The sequence below is a fragment of the Nonomuraea sp. LPB2021202275-12-8 genome, assembly GCF_037044575.1.
GTDB lineage: Bacteria > Actinomycetota > Actinomycetes > Streptosporangiales > Streptosporangiaceae > Nonomuraea.
Map to the genome: position 1 here is coordinate 56372 of NZ_JBAHWD010000015.1, position 22011 is coordinate 78382.

The 22011-nt window shown below is 72.1% G+C and carries 25 protein-coding genes; 8 read left to right on the top strand and 17 right to left on the bottom strand.

Going from position 1 to position 22011, the window contains the following annotated elements:
* The first annotated feature begins 119 nt into the window (after positions 1–119).
* The 3 genes from V5E28_RS26020 to V5E28_RS26030 are packed head-to-tail and all read left to right on the top strand — an operon-like array spanning position 120 to position 3325.
* Positions 120–2174 carry a prolyl oligopeptidase family serine peptidase gene (locus V5E28_RS26020; RefSeq protein ID WP_336209972.1) on the top strand — a complete coding sequence of 685 codons (2055 nt, stop codon included), beginning with the start codon at positions 120–122 and terminating at the stop codon, positions 2172–2174.
* Positions 2175–2181: 7 nt separating this feature from the next.
* Positions 2182–2973 (top strand): helix-turn-helix domain-containing protein, encoded by a 792-nt coding sequence (locus V5E28_RS26025; RefSeq protein ID WP_336209975.1) that lies wholly within the window; start codon positions 2182–2184, stop codon positions 2971–2973.
* 4 nt (positions 2974–2977) lie between these two features.
* Positions 2978–3325, top strand: coding sequence for a VOC family protein (locus tag V5E28_RS26030; RefSeq protein ID WP_336209978.1), 348 nt, complete (start codon positions 2978–2980; stop codon positions 3323–3325).
* Between the two features lie 258 nt (positions 3326–3583).
* Here the strand turns inward: V5E28_RS26030 and V5E28_RS26035 are convergent, their stop codons facing one another.
* From V5E28_RS26035 to purU, 9 genes are all read right to left on the bottom strand, one after another.
* On the bottom strand, positions 3584–4399 hold the full coding sequence (locus tag V5E28_RS26035; protein WP_336210248.1) for a polyphosphate polymerase domain-containing protein: 816 nt from the start codon (positions 4397–4399) through the stop codon (positions 3584–3586).
* On the bottom strand, positions 4396–4947 hold the full coding sequence (locus V5E28_RS26040) for a DUF4956 domain-containing protein (protein ID WP_336210251.1): 552 nt from the start codon (positions 4945–4947) through the stop codon (positions 4396–4398). Before V5E28_RS26040 ends, V5E28_RS26035 begins: the two co-directional genes overlap by 4 nt.
* Before the next feature lie 178 nt (positions 4948–5125).
* Positions 5126–5710, bottom strand: a complete 585-nt coding sequence (locus tag V5E28_RS26045) for a class F sortase (RefSeq protein WP_336209981.1) — start codon at positions 5708–5710, stop codon at positions 5126–5128.
* Between the two features lie 2 nt (positions 5711–5712).
* Positions 5713–6027: a hypothetical protein gene (locus V5E28_RS26050; protein ID WP_336209984.1), complete on the bottom strand. Its 315-nt coding sequence runs from the start codon at positions 6025–6027 to the stop codon at positions 5713–5715.
* A gap of 94 nt (positions 6028–6121) precedes the next feature.
* Positions 6122–6784, bottom strand: a complete 663-nt coding sequence (locus V5E28_RS26055) for a response regulator transcription factor (protein ID WP_336209987.1) — start codon at positions 6782–6784, stop codon at positions 6122–6124.
* Positions 6781–8181, bottom strand: a complete 1401-nt coding sequence (locus tag V5E28_RS26060) for a sensor histidine kinase (RefSeq protein ID WP_336209988.1) — start codon at positions 8179–8181, stop codon at positions 6781–6783. Before V5E28_RS26060 ends, V5E28_RS26055 begins: the two co-directional genes overlap by 4 nt.
* Positions 8182–8193: 12 nt before the next feature.
* Positions 8194–8535 (bottom strand): hypothetical protein, encoded by a 342-nt coding sequence (locus V5E28_RS26065; RefSeq protein ID WP_336209990.1) that lies wholly within the window; start codon positions 8533–8535, stop codon positions 8194–8196.
* Between the two features lie 70 nt (positions 8536–8605).
* Complete coding sequence (locus tag V5E28_RS26070) at positions 8606–9469, bottom strand: SDR family oxidoreductase (protein WP_336209991.1); 864 nt, start codon at positions 9467–9469, stop codon at positions 8606–8608.
* A gap of 49 nt (positions 9470–9518) precedes the next feature.
* Positions 9519–10382, bottom strand: a complete 864-nt coding sequence (purU, locus tag V5E28_RS26075; RefSeq protein WP_336209993.1) for a formyltetrahydrofolate deformylase — start codon at positions 10380–10382, stop codon at positions 9519–9521.
* 154 nt (positions 10383–10536) lie between these two features.
* Between purU and V5E28_RS26080 the strand changes: the two genes are divergently transcribed.
* Positions 10537–11481 (top strand): inorganic phosphate transporter, encoded by a 945-nt coding sequence (locus tag V5E28_RS26080; RefSeq protein ID WP_336209995.1) that lies wholly within the window; start codon positions 10537–10539, stop codon positions 11479–11481.
* A gap of 43 nt (positions 11482–11524) precedes the next feature.
* Positions 11525–12157, top strand: a complete 633-nt coding sequence (locus tag V5E28_RS26085) for a DUF47 domain-containing protein (RefSeq protein ID WP_336209997.1) — start codon at positions 11525–11527, stop codon at positions 12155–12157.
* Positions 12158–12159: 2 nt separating this feature from the next.
* On the opposite strand, the gene V5E28_RS26090 is transcribed toward V5E28_RS26085, so the two are convergent.
* Positions 12160–13047: an LLM class F420-dependent oxidoreductase gene (locus V5E28_RS26090; protein WP_336209999.1), complete on the bottom strand. Its 888-nt coding sequence runs from the start codon at positions 13045–13047 to the stop codon at positions 12160–12162.
* A 33-nt stretch (positions 13048–13080) separates the two neighbouring features.
* Here V5E28_RS26090 and V5E28_RS26095 point away from each other — a divergent pair, with 33 nt between their 5' ends.
* Entirely contained in the window at positions 13081–13434 is a 354-nt protein-coding gene (locus V5E28_RS26095; RefSeq protein ID WP_336210002.1) for an ArsR/SmtB family transcription factor, read from the top strand.
* Positions 13435–13441: 7 nt separating this feature from the next.
* The gene (locus tag V5E28_RS26100) at positions 13442–13879 is read left to right on the top strand and encodes an NUDIX hydrolase (protein ID WP_336210004.1); all 438 of its coding nucleotides are present in this window, start codon (positions 13442–13444) and stop codon (positions 13877–13879) included.
* 22 nt (positions 13880–13901) lie between these two features.
* Here the strand turns inward: V5E28_RS26100 and V5E28_RS26105 are convergent, their stop codons facing one another.
* From V5E28_RS26105 to V5E28_RS26115, 3 genes are read right to left on the bottom strand one after another with little or no spacing between them, the layout of a single operon-like run.
* On the bottom strand, positions 13902–14642 hold the full coding sequence (locus tag V5E28_RS26105; RefSeq protein ID WP_336210006.1) for an MBL fold metallo-hydrolase: 741 nt from the start codon (positions 14640–14642) through the stop codon (positions 13902–13904).
* Positions 14639–15418: a hypothetical protein gene (locus tag V5E28_RS26110; protein ID WP_336210009.1), complete on the bottom strand. Its 780-nt coding sequence runs from the start codon at positions 15416–15418 to the stop codon at positions 14639–14641. The genes V5E28_RS26105 and V5E28_RS26110 overlap by 4 nt, the downstream gene beginning before the upstream one ends.
* Positions 15419–15434: 16 nt before the next feature.
* Positions 15435–16067: a TetR/AcrR family transcriptional regulator gene (locus tag V5E28_RS26115; RefSeq protein ID WP_336210011.1), complete on the bottom strand. Its 633-nt coding sequence runs from the start codon at positions 16065–16067 to the stop codon at positions 15435–15437.
* A 91-nt stretch (positions 16068–16158) separates the two neighbouring features.
* Here V5E28_RS26115 and V5E28_RS26120 point away from each other — a divergent pair, with 91 nt between their 5' ends.
* Complete coding sequence (locus V5E28_RS26120; RefSeq protein ID WP_336210012.1) at positions 16159–17094, top strand: zinc-binding dehydrogenase; 936 nt, start codon at positions 16159–16161, stop codon at positions 17092–17094.
* Here the strand turns inward: V5E28_RS26120 and V5E28_RS26125 are convergent, their stop codons facing one another.
* The 4 genes from V5E28_RS26125 to V5E28_RS26140 form a co-directional block, all read right to left on the bottom strand.
* Positions 17095–18246 carry a pyridoxal phosphate-dependent aminotransferase gene (locus tag V5E28_RS26125; protein ID WP_336210015.1) on the bottom strand — a complete coding sequence of 384 codons (1152 nt, stop codon included), beginning with the start codon at positions 18244–18246 and terminating at the stop codon, positions 17095–17097.
* Between the two features lie 56 nt (positions 18247–18302).
* Positions 18303–18755 carry a hypothetical protein gene (locus V5E28_RS26130; protein WP_336210017.1) on the bottom strand — a complete coding sequence of 151 codons (453 nt, stop codon included), beginning with the start codon at positions 18753–18755 and terminating at the stop codon, positions 18303–18305.
* 14 nt (positions 18756–18769) lie between these two features.
* Positions 18770–20335 (bottom strand): tetratricopeptide repeat protein, encoded by a 1566-nt coding sequence (locus V5E28_RS26135; protein WP_336210018.1) that lies wholly within the window; start codon positions 20333–20335, stop codon positions 18770–18772.
* A gap of 341 nt (positions 20336–20676) precedes the next feature.
* On the bottom strand, positions 20677–21939 hold the full coding sequence (locus V5E28_RS26140; RefSeq protein ID WP_336210020.1) for a DMT family transporter: 1263 nt from the start codon (positions 21937–21939) through the stop codon (positions 20677–20679).
* Positions 21940–22011 lie beyond the last annotated feature (72 nt).

Genomic DNA, 22011 nt, shown 5'->3' on the forward strand with positions numbered 1-22011 from the left:
CCCGCCACCCCTTAACCTCCAGCCGGAATGACCAGAGGGACACACGATACGTTTTATGCCCGCATCACCTGGGCTTTACGCCATCCACCGCGCCTCGCCGTTGCCGTAGGGTTCGAGGCATGACGCGAGAGCCCTACCCTGCCGCGCCGCGCGAGGAGATCACCGAAATCCTGCACGGTACGCCTGTTCCCGACCCCTACCGCTGGCTGGAGGATCCGGACAGTCCGGAGACGGACAGGTGGCTGCTGGGGCAGGGCGAGCTGTTCAAGCGGGAGAGCGAGCCGCAGCGCTTCAAGTCGCGGATCGCCGAGTTGCTGATGTCCGGCTCGGTCGGCACGCCCGCCTGGCGCGGCGGAAGGCAGTTCTTCAGCCGGCGCACGCCGGAGCAGGAGCACGCCGTCTACTACGTGGTGGACGAGGACGGCACCGAGCGGGTGCTGGTCGACCCGATGGGGATCGACCCCACGGGGCTGACCACGCTCGACGCGGTGCAGCCCGACAAGGAAGGGCGCCTGCTGGCCTACCAGATCTCGGTGGGCGGCGACGAGGAGTCGGTCCTCTACATCATGGACGTGGCGACCGGCGCCCGCGTCGAGGGGCCGATCGACCGCTGCCGCTACTCCCCCATCGCGTGGCTGCCCGGCGGCGAGGCCTTCTACTATGTGCGGCGGCTGCCGGGCACCGAGGTGCCGGAGAACGAGAGGCAGTTCCACCGCCGCGTCTACCTGCACCGCGTCGGCTCCTCCACCGAGGACGATGCGATGATCTTCGGTGACGGCCTGAAGATGACCAACTACTACGGCGTCTCGGTCTCGCGTGACGGCCGCTGGCTGCAGATCTCCGCCAGCGAGGGCACGGCTCCGCGCAACGACCTGTGGGTCGCGGACCTGACCACGTCGACGCCCGAGCGGCCGGAGCTGCGCGTCGTGCAGGAGGGCGTGGACGCCCAGACCGGCCTGGTGTTCGGCCGCGACGGCAGGCTCTACGTGCACACCGACCGGGACGCGCCGCGTGCCAGGGTGTGCGTCACCGACCCTTCGGAGCCGGGCCACGACGCCTGGCGTGACCTGATCCCGCAGGACGAGGAGGCGGTGCTGTCTGACTTCGCCATCCTCGACGATCTGGACCGCCCGGTCATGCTGGTGGGCTGGACCCGCCACGCGATCAGCGAGATCACCGTCCACGACCTGGAGACGGGCGAGCGGCTGAGCGAGGTGCCGACGCCGGGCCTGGGCACGATCGGCGGGATCGCCGAGCGGCCGGAGGGCGGCCACGAGGCCTGGTTCGGCTACACCGACAACACCACCCCGCCGTCCATCCAGCGCTACGACGCCAGGACCGGAGAGACCACGCTCTGGGCGGCCTCGCCCGGCGCAGTGGAGGTCCCGCCGGTCCGCACCACGCAGGTCGTCTATCAGTCGGTTGACGGCACCGACGTCCGCATGCTGATCATCTCGCCGGTCGACGGCGACGGCCCGCGCCCGACGATCCTGTACGGCTACGGCGGCTTCGGCCTGTCGATGACCCCCGGCTACTCGGCTTCGATCCTGGCCTGGGTGGAGGCGGGCGGCGCGTACGCGATCGCCAACCTGCGCGGCGGCGGCGAGGAGGGCGAGGACTGGCACCGCGCGGGCATGCTCGGCAACAAGCAGAACGTCTTCGACGACTTCCACGCCGCCGCCGTCCACCTCGTCGAGACGGGGGTGACCACGACCGGGCAGCTCGGCATCTCCGGCGGCTCCAACGGCGGACTCCTGGTGGGGGCGGCGCTGACCCAGCGCCCCGAGCTCTACTCCGCCGTGGTGTGCTCGGCGCCGCTGCTCGACATGGTGCGCTACGAGAAGTTCGGGCTCGGCGCCACCTGGAACGTCGAGTACGGCACGGCCGAGGACGCCGAGCAGTTCGGCTGGCTGCACGCCTACTCGCCCTACCACCACGTCACGGAGTCCGTCCGCTATCCCGCGACGCTGTTCACCGTCTTCCAGTCCGACACGCGGGTGCACCCGCTGCACGCGTGGAAGATGTGCGCGGCGCTGCAGCACGCCACGAGCGGCGACGCGCCGATCCTGCTGCGCAACGAGACCGAGGTGGGCCACGGCGCGCGCTCGATCAGCCGCACGGTCGATCTGTCGGCCGACACGCTGACCTTCATGGCCAAGCACCTCGGCCTATAGTCGGAGCATGAGCGAGCTGGGGCCGGTCATGGTCGAGGCCGCCCCCAGCGCTGCGCTGCGGCCTTACGTGACCCGGCTGACGGCCTACCACGAGCGTTACGGCGAGCCGGTGACGCGCGCGGAGGCGGCGATGCCCGGCGCGGTGCTCATCCTGGGCTTCGGCTCGGCCATGGAGGTGGACGGCGAGCGGCTGACCTCGTTCGCGGGCGGCCTCGCCGACCGCTTCACCGTGACGCGCACGGCCGAGCCCACTGAGGGCGTGCAGGTCTTCCTCACCCCGTTCGGAGCCAGGCGACTGTACGGGGTGCCGATGCGGCACGTGACCAACACGGTGCTGCCGGTCGAGGATGTGCTCGGGCCGTGGGCACGCGCGGCGGTCGCCAGGCTCGCCGAGACGCCGTCGTGGCCCGAGCGGCTGGCCCTGGCCGACCGCCTGCTCACCGAGCGCATCCTGGCCGCTCCCGAGCTGGGCCCCGAGGTGCCGTGGGCGTGGGCGCGCCTGCTCCGGACCGGCGGCGACCTCGGCGTGTCGTCGCTGGCCGGCTCGCTCGGCTGGAGCCATCGGCACCTGGTGGCCCGCTTCCACGACCAGATCGGGCTCACCCCCAAGGCCGCGGCCAGGGTCATCCGGTTCGGCCGGGCCGCTCACCGGCTCCGGACGGGCGGAGCGATCGCGCAGGTGGCCGCCGAGTGCGGCTTCTACGACCAGGCGCACATGAACCGCGAGTTCAGGGCGCTGGGCGGCACGACGCCCGGTCAGATTCTTCCAAGACCCGGCTCCTCCGGCGGCGCACACTGAACACATGAGAACCATTTACGCCCTGGTCCGCTATGCGGACTGCCCGGCGGCCGTCGAGTTCCTGACCGGCGCCTTCGAGTTTCAGGTGCACGAGCTGTCCAAGAACGACGAGGGCGTGGTCAACCACGCCGAGCTGCTCGTCGGGAACGACATGATCATGATCGGTGCCGGCAGCCCGGGCGGGCCCGGCGTCTACATCGCGGTCGACGACCCCGACGCCCACCACGACCGCGCCGCGGCGGCCGGCGCCCGGATCACGATGGCCCTCGTCGACCAGCCCTACGGCTCGCGCGAGTACGCCTGCGAGGACCCCGAGGGCAACGCCTGGTTCTTCGGCACCTACCGGCCGTGAACGTGCCCGGATGGCCGGAGCGGCGGCGCTGGGGCCCGCCCGCCGGGCCGTCACGGGTGCGAGCCGCGCTGACGCCGTGCTCGCATGCGTCCAGGGCAGGGCAGGGCAGGGCAGGAGACCTCATGCCCTGCCCTGGCCGCCACGGGAGCCGGCGCGTCGACCACATCCTCGTCCGGTGCAGCGGCAACGGGCGACGCTGCGGCCGGCCGGTGGCAGGAGCGTCTTCGGCCGGCCGGTCGGCGGCGTTCGGGCGAGCGGTCACTTCGGGGTGGTCGCCGGCCTGGAGCCCGGGAAGTAGCGGCGCAGCACCGGATGCCAGCGGTTGGCGGCCACGCCGTGCAGTGCCGCCACCCCGAGGCAGTACTTGCTGACGCTGATGGGGCGCACTCCCAGGTCGCGCAGGATGCGGTCCGCCGCGGCGTGCCCGTTCGCGGACTTGGACTCCAGCAGGACGCGGTCGCGGCGGGCGGCAAGCGTGCGCCGGCCGTCGCCGCAGACCAGGCCGGTGTCGCAGGTGAGCCGGGCCGCGCCCGCCCTGTCCACGAGCGTCACCCGGCCGTAGTCGGTGGACAGGACCGGGCCGAGCGACTCGGGCCGGGCCAGCCGCAGGTTGCCCGCCAGGGTTTCGGTGACGTACTCCAGCGCCTCGCGGGTGAGGGTGTCGGACGGAGACGCGTCGTACGGGATGCGGTGTTTGTCGGTGCTGCCACCCGCGCCGTTGAGCTTGACCTCCAGCCAGCGCCCGCCGCCGTCCAGGTACGTGCGGGTACGGATCTTGAACCTGCGCCGCCGGTCCTGGCGATGCTGGCGGAAGGTGAGCAGGTCGGGGGTGTCGAAGTAGGTGGAGGTGTAGCGGAACTGCCGCCAGCCGCCGATCCGCAGCACCGCGAACCCGCCGCCCAGCTCGGCGGCGAGGCGGGTCATCGTCGAGGCGCTCACCAGGTATTTGCGGTCCACCCTGGTCATCAGCTTCGAGGCGGCCGTCACCTCCTCCAGGGTGATCGGCGGCAGTCCCGCGGCCACCCCGGCGAGCAGAACGCCCGCATCGGGCCACTCCGCGCCGCGGGCCGTCATCGCCACGCCCCCACCTGCGCCTTGCCGGCCCGTGGGGCCTCGAATCGGACGTCGACCACGCAGCTGTCCCTGACGTAGTCGATCTGGGTGACGGCGCACTGGAGCACCCGCCCGCCCAGCCTGCTCTCCAGGTCGGCGCGGAGCAGGCCGGGGTCGGAGTGGACCACGTCGAGGGTCACCACCTGGTGGCGGGTACGGCCGAGCAGCCCCGGATGGTCGGCCACGTACATCACCGCCAGCAGCACCACGTCCAGGAAGAGCGCGGTCAGCGGCCAGGTCGCCGCGATGGCGTTCACCAGACCGAGGGCGATCGCGACGAAGTAGTAGGCGATCTCCTCCTGGGTGATCTCATCGGACCTGAGCCGGATGATGGCCAGCACCCCGAACAGGCCGAACCCCACCGCCAGGTCCACCCGCTGCACGAGCAGCAACGACACCACCGCGAAGATGCCCACGTTCAGTGCCACGTAGGCGAACAGCAGGTCGCGCCGGTGATGGCGCCGGAAGTACAGGCCGTAGGCGAGCGTGATGATCGCCGCCAGGTCCATCGCGAACCCGAGAATCGTGGTCGCTCGCAAGATGTGCCTCCCATGCTGGTCGCTTTCTCATGAACAGCGTGACGATCGGCGGTGAAGTCCCGGTGAGGCGATGATGAGGGCGTTCTCATCGTGCGAAGGCGCCTGTGCCGCCGAGGACGGGCCCCGGCGGCACAGGCATCTGGTGGGTTCAGCCCGCGTACACGACCACGTTGTCGCGGTAGCTGCGGCGCTTGCGGTCGAAGTCGCCGCCGCAGGTGATCAGGCGCAGCCGGCTGCCCCGGCCCGAGCCGTAGACCTCGCCGTCGGGCACCCGATCCTTGGGGTAGCGAGCCAGGCGCTGGACCCGGAACGTCACCGTGGTGCCGTCGGCCCTGTCGACGTGGACGGCGGCGCCTTTCCTCAGCTCGCGCAGCCGGTAGAACACCGCCGGGCCCGTCGTGGAGTCGACGTGGCCCGCGATGACGGCGACGCCGCTCTCCCCCGGCTCCGGCCCGCCGCGGTGCCAGCCGGCCTGGTCGAACCTCTTGGGAGCGATCAGCCGTCCGGTCGCGTCGAGCCGCAGCCCGATCACCTTGGTGGAGACGCCGATCGACGGGATGCGCAACCGCACGGGATCGGCCACGTCCCTCGGCGCGGCCGCCTGCATGACCGCCGCGCTCTGCCGCTGGGCGTCACCCGTCCCGCCCGTGGTGCCGCTCGCGGGGGCGCATGCCGCCACCAGGACGCAGCCGGCGAGGAGGATCGGTGCGCGGAGCCGCCTGGACGACACCACGGTCAGACCCGGCCGAGCCTGCGCGACACCAGGTACCCGCCCGCCAGCAGGATGCCGGTGCCGGCCAGCGCGAGCGGCGCCACGACCATCGGCTGAAGGGCGCTGTCGACGCCCACGCCGCGCGCCCCGTCCAGCCCGGCCGCGCCGCCCATGCCCGTGTCCACACCGCCCCTGGGACGGTCGTCATCGTCGTCGTCGGCGACCACGTGGACGGCCGGTGCCGCGAGGGCGGTGGGAGCCGCGAGGGCCGCGCCCGTGATGCCGAGCCCGGACGCGACCGCGATGGCGGCCAACAGCCGCCGTAGTGCCTGGACCATCTCTGCCTCCTGGAGTCGTCCGCACTCTCCGTGCGGACGACTCCAGCCTCCGAGGGCGCCGTTGGCTCACCGTGAGCGTGGGATGAGAAGCCTTTCACCCGGCCCGCAGCCGGTAGCCGGTTCCCCGGACCGTCTCGATGCGGTCCGCGCCGATCTTGCGGCGCAGGTAGCGCACGTACACGTCCACCACGTTGGAGCCGGGGTCGAAGTCGAACCCCCACACGTGGCTGAGCAACTGCTCACGGGTGAGCACCTGGTCGGGGTGGCGGCAGAAGACCTCCGCCAGCGCGAACTCGCGGGTGGACAGGTCCACGGACCGCTCCCCCACGTACGCGCGCCGGGTGCGCAGGTCGAGGGCCAGGTCGGCGACCCGGAGCACGGTCACCTCGGGCGTCCGGTCGGCCCGCAGGCGCAGCCGTACCCGTGCGAGGAGCTCTTCGAAGGCGAAGGGTTTGGCGATGTAGTCGTCGGCGCCGCCCTCCAGGCCCGCCACGGTGTCGGTGACGCTGTCACGCGCGGTCAGGATGATGACGGGCAGGCCCACCTTGGCCTCGCGCAGCCGCCGCAGCACGGTGAACCCGTCGCTCAGCGGCAGCCCGATGTCGAGGATGAGCAGGTCGAAGGCGCCGCTGGCGGCGACGTCGTAGGCCGTGACACCGTCCTCGACGACGGCGGTGACGAAGCCGTTGCCGCGCAGCCCCTTCTCCAGGAAGGAGGCGATTCTGGCCTCGTCCTCGGCGATCAGGATGCGGTTCACTGCACCTCCCGGAGCGGTATGGCGATGACGAAGCAGGCCCCGCCTCCGGGGGCCTCGACCACGGTGACGGTTCCGCCGTGCGCTTCGGCGATGGTGGTGACGATGGCCAGGCCGAGTCCGGCGCCGTCGTGCGCGCCGGTGCGGCCCGAGCCGCGCATGAAGCGCCGGAAGATGCGCTCGCGGTCCGCGGGCGCGACTCCCGGCCCGCTGTCACGCACCCACAGCTCCACCGACCGGTCACGAACGGCGGAGCCGACCGCGATCAGGTCGCCGTCGGCGGTGTGCCGGACGGCGTTGGCCGCGAGCTGCATCAGGGCCTGGGTGAGCCGCTGCCGGTCGGCGGGCACCCGGGCCTCCGCCACCTCGTCCACCCGCCAGCGCCGCTCGCCGAGCGCCCGCGCCTTGGCCACGACGCTGACGGTGAGGTCGGCCAGCTCCACCTCCTCGATGTCGAGGAAGCCGGGTTGCTCGGCCTTGGCCAGGGTGAGCAGGTCGTCGACCATCCGGTTCATGCGCTCCAGCTCGTCGGTGACCAGGGCGAGGGTCTCGGCCCGGTCCGCGGGGTCGTCGCCCATGAGCTCCAGATGTCCGCGGATGACGGTGATGGGGGTGCGCAGCTCGTGCCCGGCGTCGTCGACGAAGTGCCGCTGCACGGCGAAGGCCTGCTCCAGCCGGTCGAGCATGTGGTTGAACGTCGCGGCCAGCGCGGCCACGTCGTCGTCGCCCGGCACGACCAGCCGCCTGGTCAGGTCCGAGGAGTCGCTGATCTGCGCCGCGGTCTGGCGCACCAGCCTGATCGGGGCGAGCACCCGGCCGGCGACGAACCAGCCGGCCGCTCCGGCCAGTGCCAGCGCCGCCAGCGCGGTCAGGCTGAGCACCCGGACCGCGTCCACGATGTCGTCCCTGTGCCGGTCGTAGAAGATCGCCACCACGAAGTGCCCCTGCCTGGGGTCGCCGGCCACGCTGACCGGGATGACGGCGTACCAGACCGTGCCCGCGGCGCTCTCGTACACGCCGTCGTCCGGCCTGATGGTCGTGGACAGGTCGGCGACCAGCGCGTCGTCGGTGTCGAGGCGGGCGGGGGCGGGGACGGCGGTGATCCGGTCCGCCTTCCCGTCGACGATGCTGAAGAAGGTCTCCCACCGATCGGGCGGGTTGTAGGCGAGGTAGCCGCTGAGCAGCTCGGCCACGTCTCCCACCGGGCGCCGGGTCGACGGATCGAGCGCGGTCACGGCATAGCGGCGCAGCTTCTCCGCCTCGTTGCTGAATTCGCGGTTCATCCGGTCGTCCAGCCGGGTGAGCAGGATGGTCCAGGTCGCGAAGATGGAGACGGACAGGGCGAGGCCGACGACCGCGAGCATCCAGCCCACGATCCGGCCACGGGCGGTCACTCGCATGGCCGGGCCTGATCAGTCGTCATCGCCGCCGTCGTCATCGTCATCGTCATCGTCACCACCGGGCCGCGGCGACGGCGGGGGGACGGGCTCCGCCTTGGTCCTGCGCGCGCTGGGCGAGGCGGCGGGCTGCTTGCTGGGGCCGGAGGTGGCGGTAGGGGTGGAGGTGGCGGCGGGCGGCTCGCCGGAGGGGGTGCGGTCCGGCCGCGACCGTGTGCTGCCCATCGGCGTCTGCGATACGACGACGGGCTCGCCCAGGTCAGGGCCGCTGCCCGCGGCCCGGACGAGCCCGATCGCCAGGAACCCGGCCACGGTCGCTCCGATCAGGAGTGTGGCCAGGGGTGCTCGGCGTCTCATGACGTCGAGCATGACGGTTTTCGAGGAGAGCACGCTGAGGCACGGATGAGAATGTTCTCATCTGACGTGGTCAGCCGGGCAGGGTCTCACCTCCGATCGGGGCGAGGACCTCTCCGGTGTAGTAGGACGACAGCCGGTCGGCGGCGAAGAAGACGTAGGAGGGCGCGATCTCGTCGGGGTCGGCCGCCCGCTTCATCGGCACCTGCTTGCCGAACTGCTCCACCTTCTCCGGCGGGAAGGTAGCGGGGATGAGCGGCGTCCAGACCGGGCCGGGCGCGACCGCGTTGACCCGGATGCCGCGGTCGACCAGGTTCTGGGCCATCGAGTAGGTGAAGGCGTTGATCGCCCCCTTGGTGGCGGCGTAGTCGATGAGGGTCTTGTTGCCGCGCAGCCCGTTGATCGACGAGGTGTTGATGATCGCGCCGCCTTCGTGCAGGTGTCGCAGAGCGGCCTTGGTCACCCGGTAGTAGCTGTGGATGTTGACCGCGAACGTGTGCTCCCACTGCTCGTCGGTCAGCTCCTCCAGCGAGTCCACCGGCGCCTGGTAGGCGACGTTGTTGACGACGATCTCCAGGCCGCCGAGCTCGGCCACCGTCCGCTCCACCACCTGCGCGCAGTGGTCGCGGTCGGCCAGGTTCCCGGGGATCAGCAGGCATCGCCGCCCCTCCGCCTCGACGAGCTTCCTGGTGTGGTTGGCGTCCTCGTGCTCTTCGAGGTACGCGATCGCGACGTCGGCTCCTTCCTTGGCGAAGGCGACGCAGACGGCTCTGCCGATGCCGGAGTCGCCGCCGGTGACGAGTGCCCGCCTACCGGCCAGCAGGCCTCTGCCCTCGTAGCCGCGCATCTCGTCACGCGGCTCGGGCGTCATCCGCCCGGTGTCGCCGGGGTACGGCTGGCTCTGCGCTGGTGGTGTGGAGTTCGCATTCTCTGGCATGTCCGGCGCCGTGCCCAGGTTCCGGTATGCCTAACGCCAGAGCTCGGGCTCAGCGGGGGAAGACGATGGTCTTGTGCCCGTCGAGCAGGACACGCTGCTCCGCGTGCCATCGGACCGCTCTGGCCAGCGCCACGCACTCGACGTCGCGGCCGATGGCGGCGAGGTCCTCGGGCGAGTGACTGTGGTTGACGCGCGCCACCTCCTGCTCGATGATCGGGCCTTCGTCCAGGCGGGAGGTGACATAGTGGGCGGTCGCGCCGATCAGCTTGACGCCGCGCTCGTAGGCCTGCCGGTAGGGTTTGGCCCCCTTGAACGACGGCAGGAACGAGTGGTGGATGTTGATCGCCCGGCCCGCCAGCTTCTCGCACAATCCCTCTGACAGGACCTGCATGTAGCGGGCCAGCACCACCAGGTCCACCTGATAGTGCTCCACCAGCGCGAGCACCTCGGCCTCCTGCCTGGGCTTGGTGTCGGGGGTGACGGGCAGGTGGTGATAGTCGATGCCGTGTGACTGGGTGAGGGGGCGCAGGTCGGGATGGTTGGAGACGACCGCGACGACCTCGATGTCCAGGGCTCCGGAGCGGACCCGGTAGAGCAGGTCGTTGAGGCAGTGGTCGAACTTGCTGACCATGATGAGCACGCGCGGCTTGCTCGCCACGTCGCGCAGCTGGAACTCCATGCCGAACTCCGGTGCCAGGGCCGCGAAGGCGGCACGGACCTCGTCCTCTCCCAGGTGCTTTCCGAGCGGTGCGGCGAACTGCACCCGCATGAAGAACCGCGGCCCGTCTCGGTCGCCGAACTGCTGGCTCTCGGTGATGTTGCAGCCGTGCCCGGCCAGCAGGCTGGAGACGGCGGCCACGACGCCGGGCCGGTCAGGGCAGGACAACGTGAGGACGTATTCGGCAGTGCTCATGGTTCTCTCTCGCGAAGATGCCGGCGCGGTCGCGGTGCGGCTGGGTCGTCGAGCACCATCGAGGTTACCGTCCCGGCCGCGTCATCTCTGACCGGCTCGTGAACTCGATCAAGGGTATGTAGCAGGCGTTACCGACATCAACCAGGAGGAGTACGTGCCCTTGGACGCCGTGCTGCTGGTCGGGGTCGCCTGCATGTTCGCGATCGTGTCCGGGATGAACGACGGCGGGGCACTGCTCGCGACCGGGCTCAAGCTACCCACCGTACGGCCGTCGACCGGCATCCTCACCATCGTGGCGCTGGTGGCCCTGGTGCCGCTGGCCACCAACCAGGTCGCGTTGACCTTCGTCACGAGGCTCGCCACCTTCGACGGCCCCGGCGGCAGGTCGGCCACGACCGTCGCCGTCATCTGCTCGCTGGTCGTGGTCATGGTGCTCAGCGCGAAGGGCCGGCCGACCAGCCTCACCCTCGCCATCGTCGGCGGCCTGACCGGGGCGGGTCTCGGCTGGGGGCTGCCGGTCTCGGGCTCGTCCGTGGCCCTCGTGCTGGCCTTCGGCCTGGCGGCGCCGATCGTCGGCGCCCTGCTGGCCTGGGTGGTGACCGCGCTGCTGGTCAAGTTCACCACCGCGCGCGGGCTGTGGAACTGGCACTGGGCCGGCTTCCTGCTGCAGAGCGTCGCCTACGCGGCCAACGACGGGCAGAAGATGCTCGCCGTCTTCATGATCGCGCTGGGTTTCTCGGGCGCGCCGCTGTCGTACACGTCGCTGGTGGCCGGGCTGTTCGGCCTCGGCGCCCTGTACGGCCTGCCGAAGGCGGGGCGTACGCTCAGCCGGGAGATCATCGCTTTCCGGCCTCTGCACGGCGTGGCGGCCGAGCTCTCGGCGGGCACGGCCGTGCTCGGCTGTTCGGCGCTGGGTATGCCGGTGAGCATGACGCAGGCGATCGCGGGCGGGCTGATCGGTGCGGGGGTCATCCAGGGCGGCGGCCGGGTCCGCTGGTACGCCGCCGTGAAGATCGTGACCGCCTGGCTGCTGACACTGCCGGCCAGCGCGGCGCTGGCCGCGGTGGCGGCCTTCCTGGTGAAGGGAGTGAGCGCGTGAAGGGCCCTCTGGGCGCATGGCCGCCCGCATCGGAGGTGCGCCGGTGAAGCGGTTGCGCCGGATCCGTGACCTGCTGGCCGGGCGCATGGACAGCGCGCTTTCGGACGCGCTGCTCGGGCAACTGGAGGCGACCAAGGAGGGCGCCTGGCTCGCCATGGCGATGATCGGCGGCGAGGTGGGCAGGACGGGCGCGCACGAGCAGATGCGCACCATCGAGCATCTCGGCGACGAGGAGCGCCGCCGCCTGGTCGAGGAACTCCGCTCGGCCCTGGTCACGCCGATCGACCGGGAGGACCTCTTCAGGCTGTCCCGCTCGATCGACGACGTGCTCGACTCGCTGCGTGACTTCGTCCGCGAGTCGCACCTCTATCAGGTGCCTGACCAGATCCGCTTCACCCCGCTGCTCGACCAGGTGATCGTCGGCATCGACGCGCTGGAGAACGCGGTCCGCGACCTGGTCTCCAGGCCGTCGGCGGTGGTGCACGACGCGCTGGAGGCGAAGAAGACGGGCAGCGCCATCCGGCGGATGTATCAGTATGAGATCTCCCGCATCTTCTCCGGCGAGCTGTCGGCGAACGCCATGAAGGAGCGCGAGCTGGTGCGCCGCCTCGAGATCGTGGGCATCGCGATCAGTGAAGCCGCCGACGCCATCGCCGACGGCGCCATGAAGCGCTGAGGCTAGAGCCCGAGGGCCGGGGCGAGGACGCGGAGCTGGGCCAGGGCGTCCGGAAGGTCGGGCCCGGCCGGCGACAGCGGCTGGATCGCGACGTGGTCGGCCCCCGCGTCGAGGTGGGCGCCGACCCGCTTGGCGACCGTCTCGGGGCTGCCCCAGGCCACGATGGCGTCGGCCAGCCGGTCGCTGCCGCCATCGGCGAAGTCCTCGTCCGAGTAACCCAGGTGACGCAGGTTGTTGAGGTAGTTGGGGAGCGTCAGGTAGTAGGACATGTGGGCTCGGGCGATCTCGCGGGCCCGGGCCGGATCGGTCTCGACGACCACGGCCTGCTCCGGCACGAGCAGCCGGTCTGGGCCGAGGATGTCGCGGGCCTGGACGGTGTGCTCGGGCGGCACGAAGTAGGTGTGGGCGCCACCGGCCCGGTCCCTGGACAGCTCCAGCATCCTGGGCCGCAGCGCGGCCAGCAGCCGCGGCGCCTGCGCCTGTGGAGCGGGCAGGTCCTTCCTGGCCTCGTCCATGCCCTCCAGGTAGCGGTCCATCGCGCTCAACGGCTTGCCGTAGTCGTGGCCGCGCAGGCCGACCAGGGGGCCGTGGCTGACCCCGATGCCCATGAGGAACCTGCCGGGGAAGGCGTCGGACAGCGTGACCTCGCCCGCCGCCATGGCCGTCGCGTCGCGTGACCAGATGCTGGCGATGCCGGTGCCGACCGCGAGCCGCCGGGTGGCGGCCAGCAGGACCGCGGCGCAGGCGAACGGGTCCTTGCTCCCCCAGCCGTCGTTGACCCAGACGGAGCCGTAGCCGAGCGACTCGATCTCCACCGCGGCCCGGCGCCCCTCACCGGCCGGCGACTTGCCGATCATGGGATGCCACACTCCGATGTGCCCGGCGTCCACGGCCACTCCTTCTGGGTAAACTGTTCGATTGAGATGGAACACTACACCAGTGTTCGACCCCCGTCGAACAGATCCCGCTCCCTGGCCCACGCCTCTCCCGTCGAGGTCTCGCTGCAGGCCGCCCTCGACGCGCTCGGCGACCCGATCCGCCGCCGCATCGTCCGCGAGCTGTCCGTGGTCCCCGACTGGAGCCGCCCCTGCGGCACCTTCAGCCATCTGCCGGTGGCCAAGTCCACGCTCAGCCACCACTTCGCCGTCCTGCGCGGCGTCGGCCTCCTGGAGCAGCGCGACGAGGGCCCCCGCCGCCTCAACCGCCTGCGCAGGGCCGAGTTCGACGACCGCTTCCCCGGCCTGCTCCCCCTGGTCCTCGCGGAGTCCGAGGAGTGATCCGCCGTTGAGCACGAGCGACCGTCCCGCCGCCCGCGTGATCTGCCTGGACCGCGAGGACAGGGTGCTGCTGCTGCACTGGCACGACCGGGTCAGCGGGGCAGACGTCTGGGAGCCTCCTGGCGGCGGCATCGACCCCGGCGAGACGCCGCTGCAGGCGGCGAGGCGGGAGCTGACCGAGGAGACCGGCCTGCCGGGCTCCTCGGTCCAGGATCGCTCGGTCGAGGTGGCCCGGGACTTCACCTGGCTCGGCGTCCGCTACGTCAAGACGGAGTCGTTCTTCCTGGCCCGCTTCGACCACAGCCGCCCGCCGGTCGATCCCGGTGCGCTCACCCCTGAGGAGCGCGAGGCCTACCTGGGCTGCCTGTGGGCGCGGGAGCTGCCCGCCGGCGTGGAGCCACCGGGCCTGGCGAAGGTCGTCGAGCGCCTCACGGCCGCCCGATGAGGGCCACGGGTGGCGGACTCGATCACAGTCGCACGGTGTGGCCGCCGGTCGCGACGGCGAGCTCGCCTCCGTAGGATCTGGCCGCCGCCTCGAGCGCGGGCTCGTGCGGGCTGTCCGGCCACAGGTGCGTGAGCAGCAGCCGCGCCGCGCCCGCCGAGGTCGCGGTGCGGCCCGCGGCGGCGGCGGTCGACAGGTAGGGCGCGTCCTCCTCCGGCACCCTCTCCGGGTAGGTCGCCTCTGCCAGCAGCAGGTCGGCGTCCTTGGCCAGGTCGGCCAGCTCCTCGGCCGGCCCGGTGTCGCCGGTGTAGGCGATCACCCGGCCGCCGCCGGTCAGCCGCAGCCCGGCGTTGGGCACGTGGTGGGGCAGCGACCAGACGTCCAGCCGGAAGGGCCCGACCTCGAACGGCCGCCCCGGCGCCAGCTCCCGCGACTCCAGGCCGCCGGCCAGCATGTGCCGCCGGTCCAGCGCGAGGACGGCGTCCAGCGCACCGGGCGGCGCGTACACCGGCAGCGGGGGCGGCGGCGCGTCACCGAGCACGCGGGCGCGCAGCAGCGGGTTGAGGTCGGCGCAGTGATCGGGATGCCCGTGGCTGACCAGCACCGCGTCCACCTGCTCGGCCGGCGTGGACTCCAGCAGCCTGGGCAGCGTGGCATAGCCGGGGTCGATCAGCACCCGGAAACCGTCGTGGACGACCAGATAGCCGCTGCACGCCTGCCCGGCCGCGGGCCACGCGCCGCACCCGCCCAGCACCGTGAGCTTCACGGCCGCTCCCCATGGCCGAGCTCGGCCAGCGTCGTCGTCAGCAGCCCGCGCAGCAGCGGCCCCGACACCTTCTCGTGCTCGGCCTCGACCGGATGCCCCTCCGCCGCCCGGGTCTGATAGATCTCCCGCTCGCGGCCGCCGGTGTAGGGCTGGGCGGTCAACGCCACCACGACCGTCGCCCGGGTGCCGCCGTTCGGCAGCACGGCCACGGCGTGGGTGCGCAGGCAGGTCTCGTCCGGCTCGCCGAACCAGCCGCACTTGATCCCGGCCTCGGGCGCGCCCAGCGCCTGCCGGGTGCCGTAGGTCTGCTCACCCTCGACCTGGCGCATCCAGTCCAGGACGCTGCCCGCCACGGGATCGCCGGCCAGCGCCGCCTGCGCGAGCGCGGCGTAGGCGGTGGCGACCTCGTCGGCCGCCACCTCGATCGAGCCGAACCGCGAGGGGTCGGCGTTGTGCATGGGCCAGGAGACCCCCGTGCGCTGGTAGATGTCGTCGAGGATGACGAGCGGCCCGACGGCGAGCCAGAGACTGCGGGTGTCGGAGTTGGACGAGATGACCACCGCGGGCTCGGCGTGCCGCCGCCAGCGCTCGGCGTCGGGGATGCGGCTCGCCGTCACCCATGCGTACAGCGGCTTGAGCAGCGATGCGCAGCGCAGCCTGTGCAGGCCGGAGCGGGCGCTGACCGTGCGCGCCGGCGCGCCGTGCCCCCGGCTGATGCCGGCGGCCTGGGCGCTCGCCCCCCGCTGTAGATCACGTAGTAGCTCGTTGAACCCCACCGCTCAACCGTAGCCCTTAGGAGGACCGTTTCCAGCGGCCCTCGTACCAGTCGAGGCCGGGCGCCTCGCCGGGCAGCGGGGTGCGGCCGGGAGCGCGCAGGCCGTCCAGCGCGATGGCCAGCAGCCGCTCCTTGGCGTGCTCGTGCTCGTGCCGGTCGCCGGGCGGGCCGGGGGCGGGGCGGCTGAACTGCTCGATCAGCAGGGAGACGTCCAGCACCGTGGCGTCGCTCCTGAGGACTCCGGCCTCGCCGGCCCGGCCGATGAGACTGCCGGCCAGCTCGGTGGCCTTCCTGGAGGTGCGCCACATCTCCTCGGTGACCTCGATGGTGCCGGCGACGGGGGCGAGGGCGCCCGACCCGAAGCCGACGCAGGCGCGCACGTAGTGGACCAGGCCCTGCCACGGGTCCGGATCGGCGAGCCCCTCCTCGACGGCCGCGACGACCCGCTCCATCGCGATCAGGCACAGGCGCTGGAGCAGCTCCTCCTTGGTGCGGTAGCGGCGGTAGAGGCTGCCCATGCCCACGCCCGCCCGCTTGGCGATGGCCGACACCGGGGCGTCGAAACCCTGCGTGGTGAAGACCTCGTGGGCGGCCTCCAGCAGCCGCAGGTCGTTGCGCGCCGCCTCGGCCTGCCTGCCCCGCGTGCTCATGGCGTACAGGATAGCCCCCCTTGCGGAGCGGAGCGCTCCGTTATAGATTCGCTATCGGAGCGCTCCGCTCCGATAAATGGGGAGGTCGGTCATGCGCGCGGTGGTGTTGAGGCAGTACGGCGGTCCGGAGTCGCTGGTCGCCGAGGAGGTGGCCGATCCCGTCGCGGGACCGGGGCAGGTGCTGATCGAGGTGGCCGTGGCAGGCGTCACGTTCGTCGAGACGCAGGTGCGGGCCGACCGGGGGCCGCGCCGCGCGGAGCTGCCCGCGATCCTGGGCAACGGCGTGGCGGGCACCGTGCTGGCCGTGGGCGAGGGCGTGCCGCCGTCGCTGACCGGCACTCGGGTGGTGAGCACCCTCGGCGGCTACGGCGGCTACGCGGAGCTGGCGGTCGCGAGCGCCACGGACGTCCTCCCGGTGCCCGGCGGGCTGTCACCGGAGCATGCCGTGGCGCTGCTCGCCGACGGGCGCACGGCCGTCGGGCTCGTCAGCGCGGCCGCGCCGAAGCCTGACGAGTGGGTCCTGGTCGAAGCCGCGGGCGGCGGCGTGGGCAGCCTGCTCGTGCAGCTCGCCACCGGCGCGGGAGCCCGCGTGGTGGGAGCCGCGAGCAGCGAGGACAAGCGCCGGCTGGCCGAAGAATTGGGCGCCGAGCTGACCGTCGACTACACCGCCCCGGGCTGGACCGAGCGGGTGCGGTCCGCGACGGGCGGGCTCGACCTGGTCTTCGACGGCGTGGGCGGCGAGATCGGCGCGGCGGCCCAGGGGCTGCTGCGCGACGGGGGCAGGCTCAGCGTGTACGGCATGGCGGGCGGCCCCATGACGACCCCCGATTCCCGCGTGACGGCCGTTCCCTGGCCGCACGAGGACCTGCGCGAGCTGTCCAGGCAGGCGCTGGAGCAGGCGGCCGCGGGCCGGCTGCGGCCCACGATCGGTCTGGTGCTCCCGCTGGAGTCGGCCGCCGAGGCGCACGCCGCCATCGAGGCGCGCGCGGTGACCGGCAAGACCCTCCTGGTCCCCGCCCGCGCCTGACTACTGGAGGGCGGCGGCGAAGCGTGCGCCCAGCTCGGTCAGGCGGCCGACGGGCTCGGCGCTGTAGACCAGCCGTACGTAGCGGGCGGCCACCGCCTCGCCCCAGGCGGTCATCGGGGTGGCGGCGACCCGGCCCGCCCGCAGGAGCCGCGCGGACAGGTCCGGGGCGGTGAGGCCCAGCGCCTCGGCGTCCACCAGGCAGGACCAGCCGCCCGCCGCGCGCACCACGGGCAGGCCCGCCAGCTGCTGGATCACCGTGTCGTGGCGAAGCCCATACTCCGCCACCGCCTGCTCGACCCCGGCCCCGGCCGGGTCCGTCAGCGCGGCGGCGGCTCCGAGCTGGTGGAAGCCGCTGGCCACCGTGGTGTTGTAGATGACCGCCACCCTGATGCGTGCCATGATGTCCGCCGGCCCCGCCACCCAGCCGATGCGCCAGCCGATCATCCGGTACTCCTTGGACATCGAGCCGATCACGATGGTGCGCTCGGCCAGGCCGTCCACCCGGCAGGGATTCACCCGCGGATGACCGTCGAACACGATGCGCTCCATGGCCGCGTCGTAGACGAGGTAGGCCCCGGTCCGCTCGCAGGCCTCGGCGACCGCCGCCCAGTCCTGCTCGTCGAACACCACGCCCGACGGCATGGAGGGGCTCATCATCAGCAGCACCGCCGCGGCCGTCACCTCGGCCAGGGCCTGCCGGTCCAGCCGCCAGTAGCCGTCGACCACCCGCAGCGGCACCAGAGCCGGCCGGGCGCCCGCGAGGCGGACGCGCTGCAGCAGGCCGGCGTAGGTGGGATCGGTGAGCACGACGGGATCGCCGGGCTCGGTCGTGGCCAGGAGCACGGGCATGACAGCGGACGTGCCGCCGGAGGTGATGACGATCTGGCGCGACGGGTCGTAGCGGACGCCCGTGCGGGTGAGCAGGTCCGCGGACACGGCCTCGCACAGCTCGGGCAGACCGGTGAACGGCAGCCAGCTGTTGCCGGTGCCGGCCTCGAGCGAGCGCCTGGTGGCGGCCACGGCGGCGGGCGGGGGCGGCACGTCGGTGTCGAGGTTCTCCATCCGCAGGACGTCGGGGTCGGCGCCGGCCGCGGCGGCCACCTTGTCGATGTCGAACGGCTGCACCTGTGCGAAGCGGGAGTTCGGTCGCATGACACTTGCCTCCAGGGGTTCCGTATACGGAACGATCCCTCGCCGCACGGCGGGTGTCAATGAGGCGCCCGGATCCAGATGACCGTCGGGGCGATCGGTATCAGGGCGAGAGCGCCCAGGGTCGTCGCCAGCCTCCACTTCCCGGCCAGGCCGGGGGCGGTGGCGAGCGCCGCGAAGGCGCCCGCCACCCCGAAGGCGACGCCGGCCGTCGCCGCGTGCGCCCAGGTGGCGGGCCAGGACGGGAGCGCCTCGCCGGCGAGCCTGAGGATCAGCAGCATTCCCGCGGCCACCGCCGCCACCCGCCGCGCCGGACCCACGCCCACGCGGTCGAGCGCCCACGCGGCGCCGGCGAGGACGGCGACCGTGACCAGGACGAGCGTCGCGGTGCTCGGGGCGAGGCAGGCCCAGTCTCCGCAGGCCATCGCCCTCCAGAGCACGTGGACAGTGGCCCACCACAACAGGCCGAGTGCCGTGTACACGCCCGCGCAACGCCCCAACCGCCCAGCCATGGGGCCATGATGCCTCAGGCGAACCCCGCGGCGCGCACGTCGTCCTCCTCGGCCTCGGCCGTGCGTCCGAGGGCGCGCAGGGCGACGGCGCGGTTGCTGTAGAGGTCGCGCTGCGGCGCCAGCGCGACCGCCCGCGTCAGGTCCGTGATCGCCCCCTCCAGATCGCCGCAGGCGTAGCGGAGCACCCCCCGGTTGCCCCAGGCGGAGGCCAGGCGGGGGGCGAGGTCGACGGCCAGGTCCAGCGCCTGCCTGGCCTCGGGAAAGCGACCGGCCGCCGTCTCCAGCTGGCCGAGCACGGTGAGGAGATGAGGGTTGCCGGGCGACAGGGCCAGCCCGGTCGTGGCGTCGGCTCTGGCGTCGTCGTCGCGTTCGAGTGTGGCGAGCAGACCCGCCCTGTTGATGTAGGCGTCCACGTAGGAGGGGTCGAGGTCGATGACCCGGTCCAGATCGGTCAGTGCGCCGTCCACGTCGTCCTGGCCGATCCGCAGCTCGGCGCGGTTGTAGTAGGCCTCCGGCAGCGGCGGGCCGACCCGCAGCGCGCTCTCGTAGTCGGCCAGCGCCTCCTTGTGCCGCCCGAGCTTGAACAGCAGGTTCCCGCGGTCCACGTAGTAGTCGGGGAACATGGGGTCGATCGCGATCGCCGCCGCCCAGTCCTCCAGGGACTCCTTCGCACGCCCCATGGCGGCCAGCAGCTGCGCGCGGTTGGCCAGCAGCACCATGCGGTGCAGCGGATGCCGCTCACCCAGCTTCCCGGCCAGCTCGACGGCCGACTCCACCAGAGCCAGGGCCTGGCCGAGGTGGCCCTGCCGCAGCTCGATCAGCGCGAGTCCGTTGCGGTCGAAGCCGAGCTTGAACGCCCGCTGCGCGGGCTCGGACAGCAGGGTGGAGATGGCGATGGCCCCGTTGATCCAGGCCCTGGCACGGCCGAGGTCGCGCTGCGCGGCGTCGGGGTGGCGGGCGTCGAGCATGGCCAGGCCGTACGCGCTGGCCGCGTGCACGGCGGGGTCCTGGCTGCACCTGCGCGCCTGCTCCCAGACGGCGCGGGCCTCCTCCTGGCGTCCCAGCCCGCCGAGCGCGGTGGCGGTGCGCTGGGCGAAGCGCCACCACGGCTCCCCGCCCGGCTCACTCAGCGCCAGCCCCCGCTCGCCGAGCTCGGCCACCGTGTCCAGGAACCCCTCTCGTACGCTCCGGTCCACGATCCTCCACAGCTCGCCCGCGTCACGCGAGTCGGGGGGCGGCTCCGGGCCGCCGGAGTAGACGGTGATCGCCAGCACGGACGCCGGGATCCTGCGCATCAGCACGTCGAGCAGCTCGGTGTCCGTCGGGTCGGCCTGGGCTCCGTTGCAGACGGCGAGCGTGTGGCCCGGCGGCACTGCGGCGCGGACGAACTCCGCGATCCCGTTGGCCAGCCGGAGCGTGCGGCGAGGCGCGGGCACCAGGATGCGCTCGTCGTCGGTCAGATCCGCCTCGACGGTCATCCGCCTGGCCGGCACGAGGTCACCGAGCTCGGGCGCCACGGCCCGGATCTCGATGTCGTAGGCCGCGACCAGATGTGCGGAACGTTCCAGAACCGCGGGCACGAGGTGTCCCACCAAGGCCGCCCCGACCGTGTAAGGACCTCGCGGCCGCCGGTGCCCGTCGATCATGGGCATCAACGGCCGCGCGTCCCCGGATCGGGCGGGCGGACCGCCCTGAGCCCTGATGTGGGACCTTCCCTCGATCACCCCTTGTGAATGACGCTGGAAGTCCCGCCGAGCCTCGCGGTGCCGGGTTTGCGGACAGCGATGCGTTTCATGGGCGCGCCTCTCCACTGGTGTTAATTATCCATTATTCGGACACTCCAGCGATTATCAAGATTAACGGTAAATAAGTGAGATGTTAATCAATAAGAAGCGCTTGATATTTCATGGTGATATGTGGCCTATTGAGACCGAAACCAGCAGGGCAATCTCGCCGCCGATCTTGTCTTCTCGGACTCGCCCATCAGGTCGCACAAGCAGCGGCCGAGCAGAGTCATCGACTGGCACCAGTCTGGAGGCGAAGTGTTCTTGGCGCGCACGATGTGGGACGCGCGCTCGATCAGCCGCTCGAGACTGGGTTCCCTGGACCCCTTGACCGAATGCGCGTTCCAGGGGCAGCCCTCGGTGGGCGCACAGGAGGTCTTGGGGATCACGGGCGCCACGGGGCCGCTCAGCTTCAGCGGGTCCTCGCGCTTGATCTTCAGCTCGCCGAGCACGTGGGAGGCCCGGCGTGACACGACCAGCAGCTGCCTGCGCCGCGGATCGGGCTCGTCGAGCGCCTCAGTCCTGGACGGCACGGCGAGCAGCATCGCCGCCGCCATCAGCCCGCCGCCGACCAGCATGCTCCATCCCACCTGCTCGCCGAACCAGATCACCGCGATCGCGGCCACCCAGAACGGCTGCGTGGACATGAGCACCGCACTGGGCACGGCCCGCACGTGCATCTGGGCGTACGCGCGGGCCAGGAAGCCCAGCGCGCACGACACGACGGACAGGTGGGCGAGCACCGCCCAGTCGGGCCCGCTGGCCGGCAGGGTGATCCCGTCATGCACGGCCAGCACGCCGGTCAGCAAGCCGATGGCGCCGAGCTGGATGACGGTCAGCGCGTAGGCGTTGAACCCCTCGCTCTTGCGCGACATCCGCGCGAGCAGCAGCGTGTGCCCCGAGTAGAGGGCCGCCGCGGAGAGCGTCACCCCGAGCGCGAGCATCGAGAAGGCGTTGTCCTCCACCCCGCGCAGCAGCGTGAACACGGTCATGCCGGCCAGCGCCAGCAGGACCCCGCCCCACACCCGGCCGGGCACCCGCACCTGGAACAGGACCAGCGCCATGATGGGCGTCATCACCACGCTGGTCCCGACCGCGAACCCGGAGACCGGCGCCGGCAGGCTGTCCAGCGCGACAGCCTGCGCGGCCTGCCCCACCCCGAACATGACCCCCAGGATGAGCCCGTTGATCCACATCCCCCGTGACAGCCCCCGCAGGCAGCCAGGCCGGATCAGAAGCAGCGTCAGGGCCGCGATGGTGTAGCGCTCGGCGAGCAGATCCTCCACTGGTAACCGGAGGATGAGATCTTTCATCAGCGGGAAGGCCGACCCCCATGCGGCGCTGACGAACAACAGAAGCACAACTCCCGTCAGGGGCCGGGGAGCGGGCACGACTGCCATGCCAGGAAGCATGCCACTACGATTCGCAACCGTTGGAGTACGGTGCGCAGGTGGTGATGTTCCTCTACCACC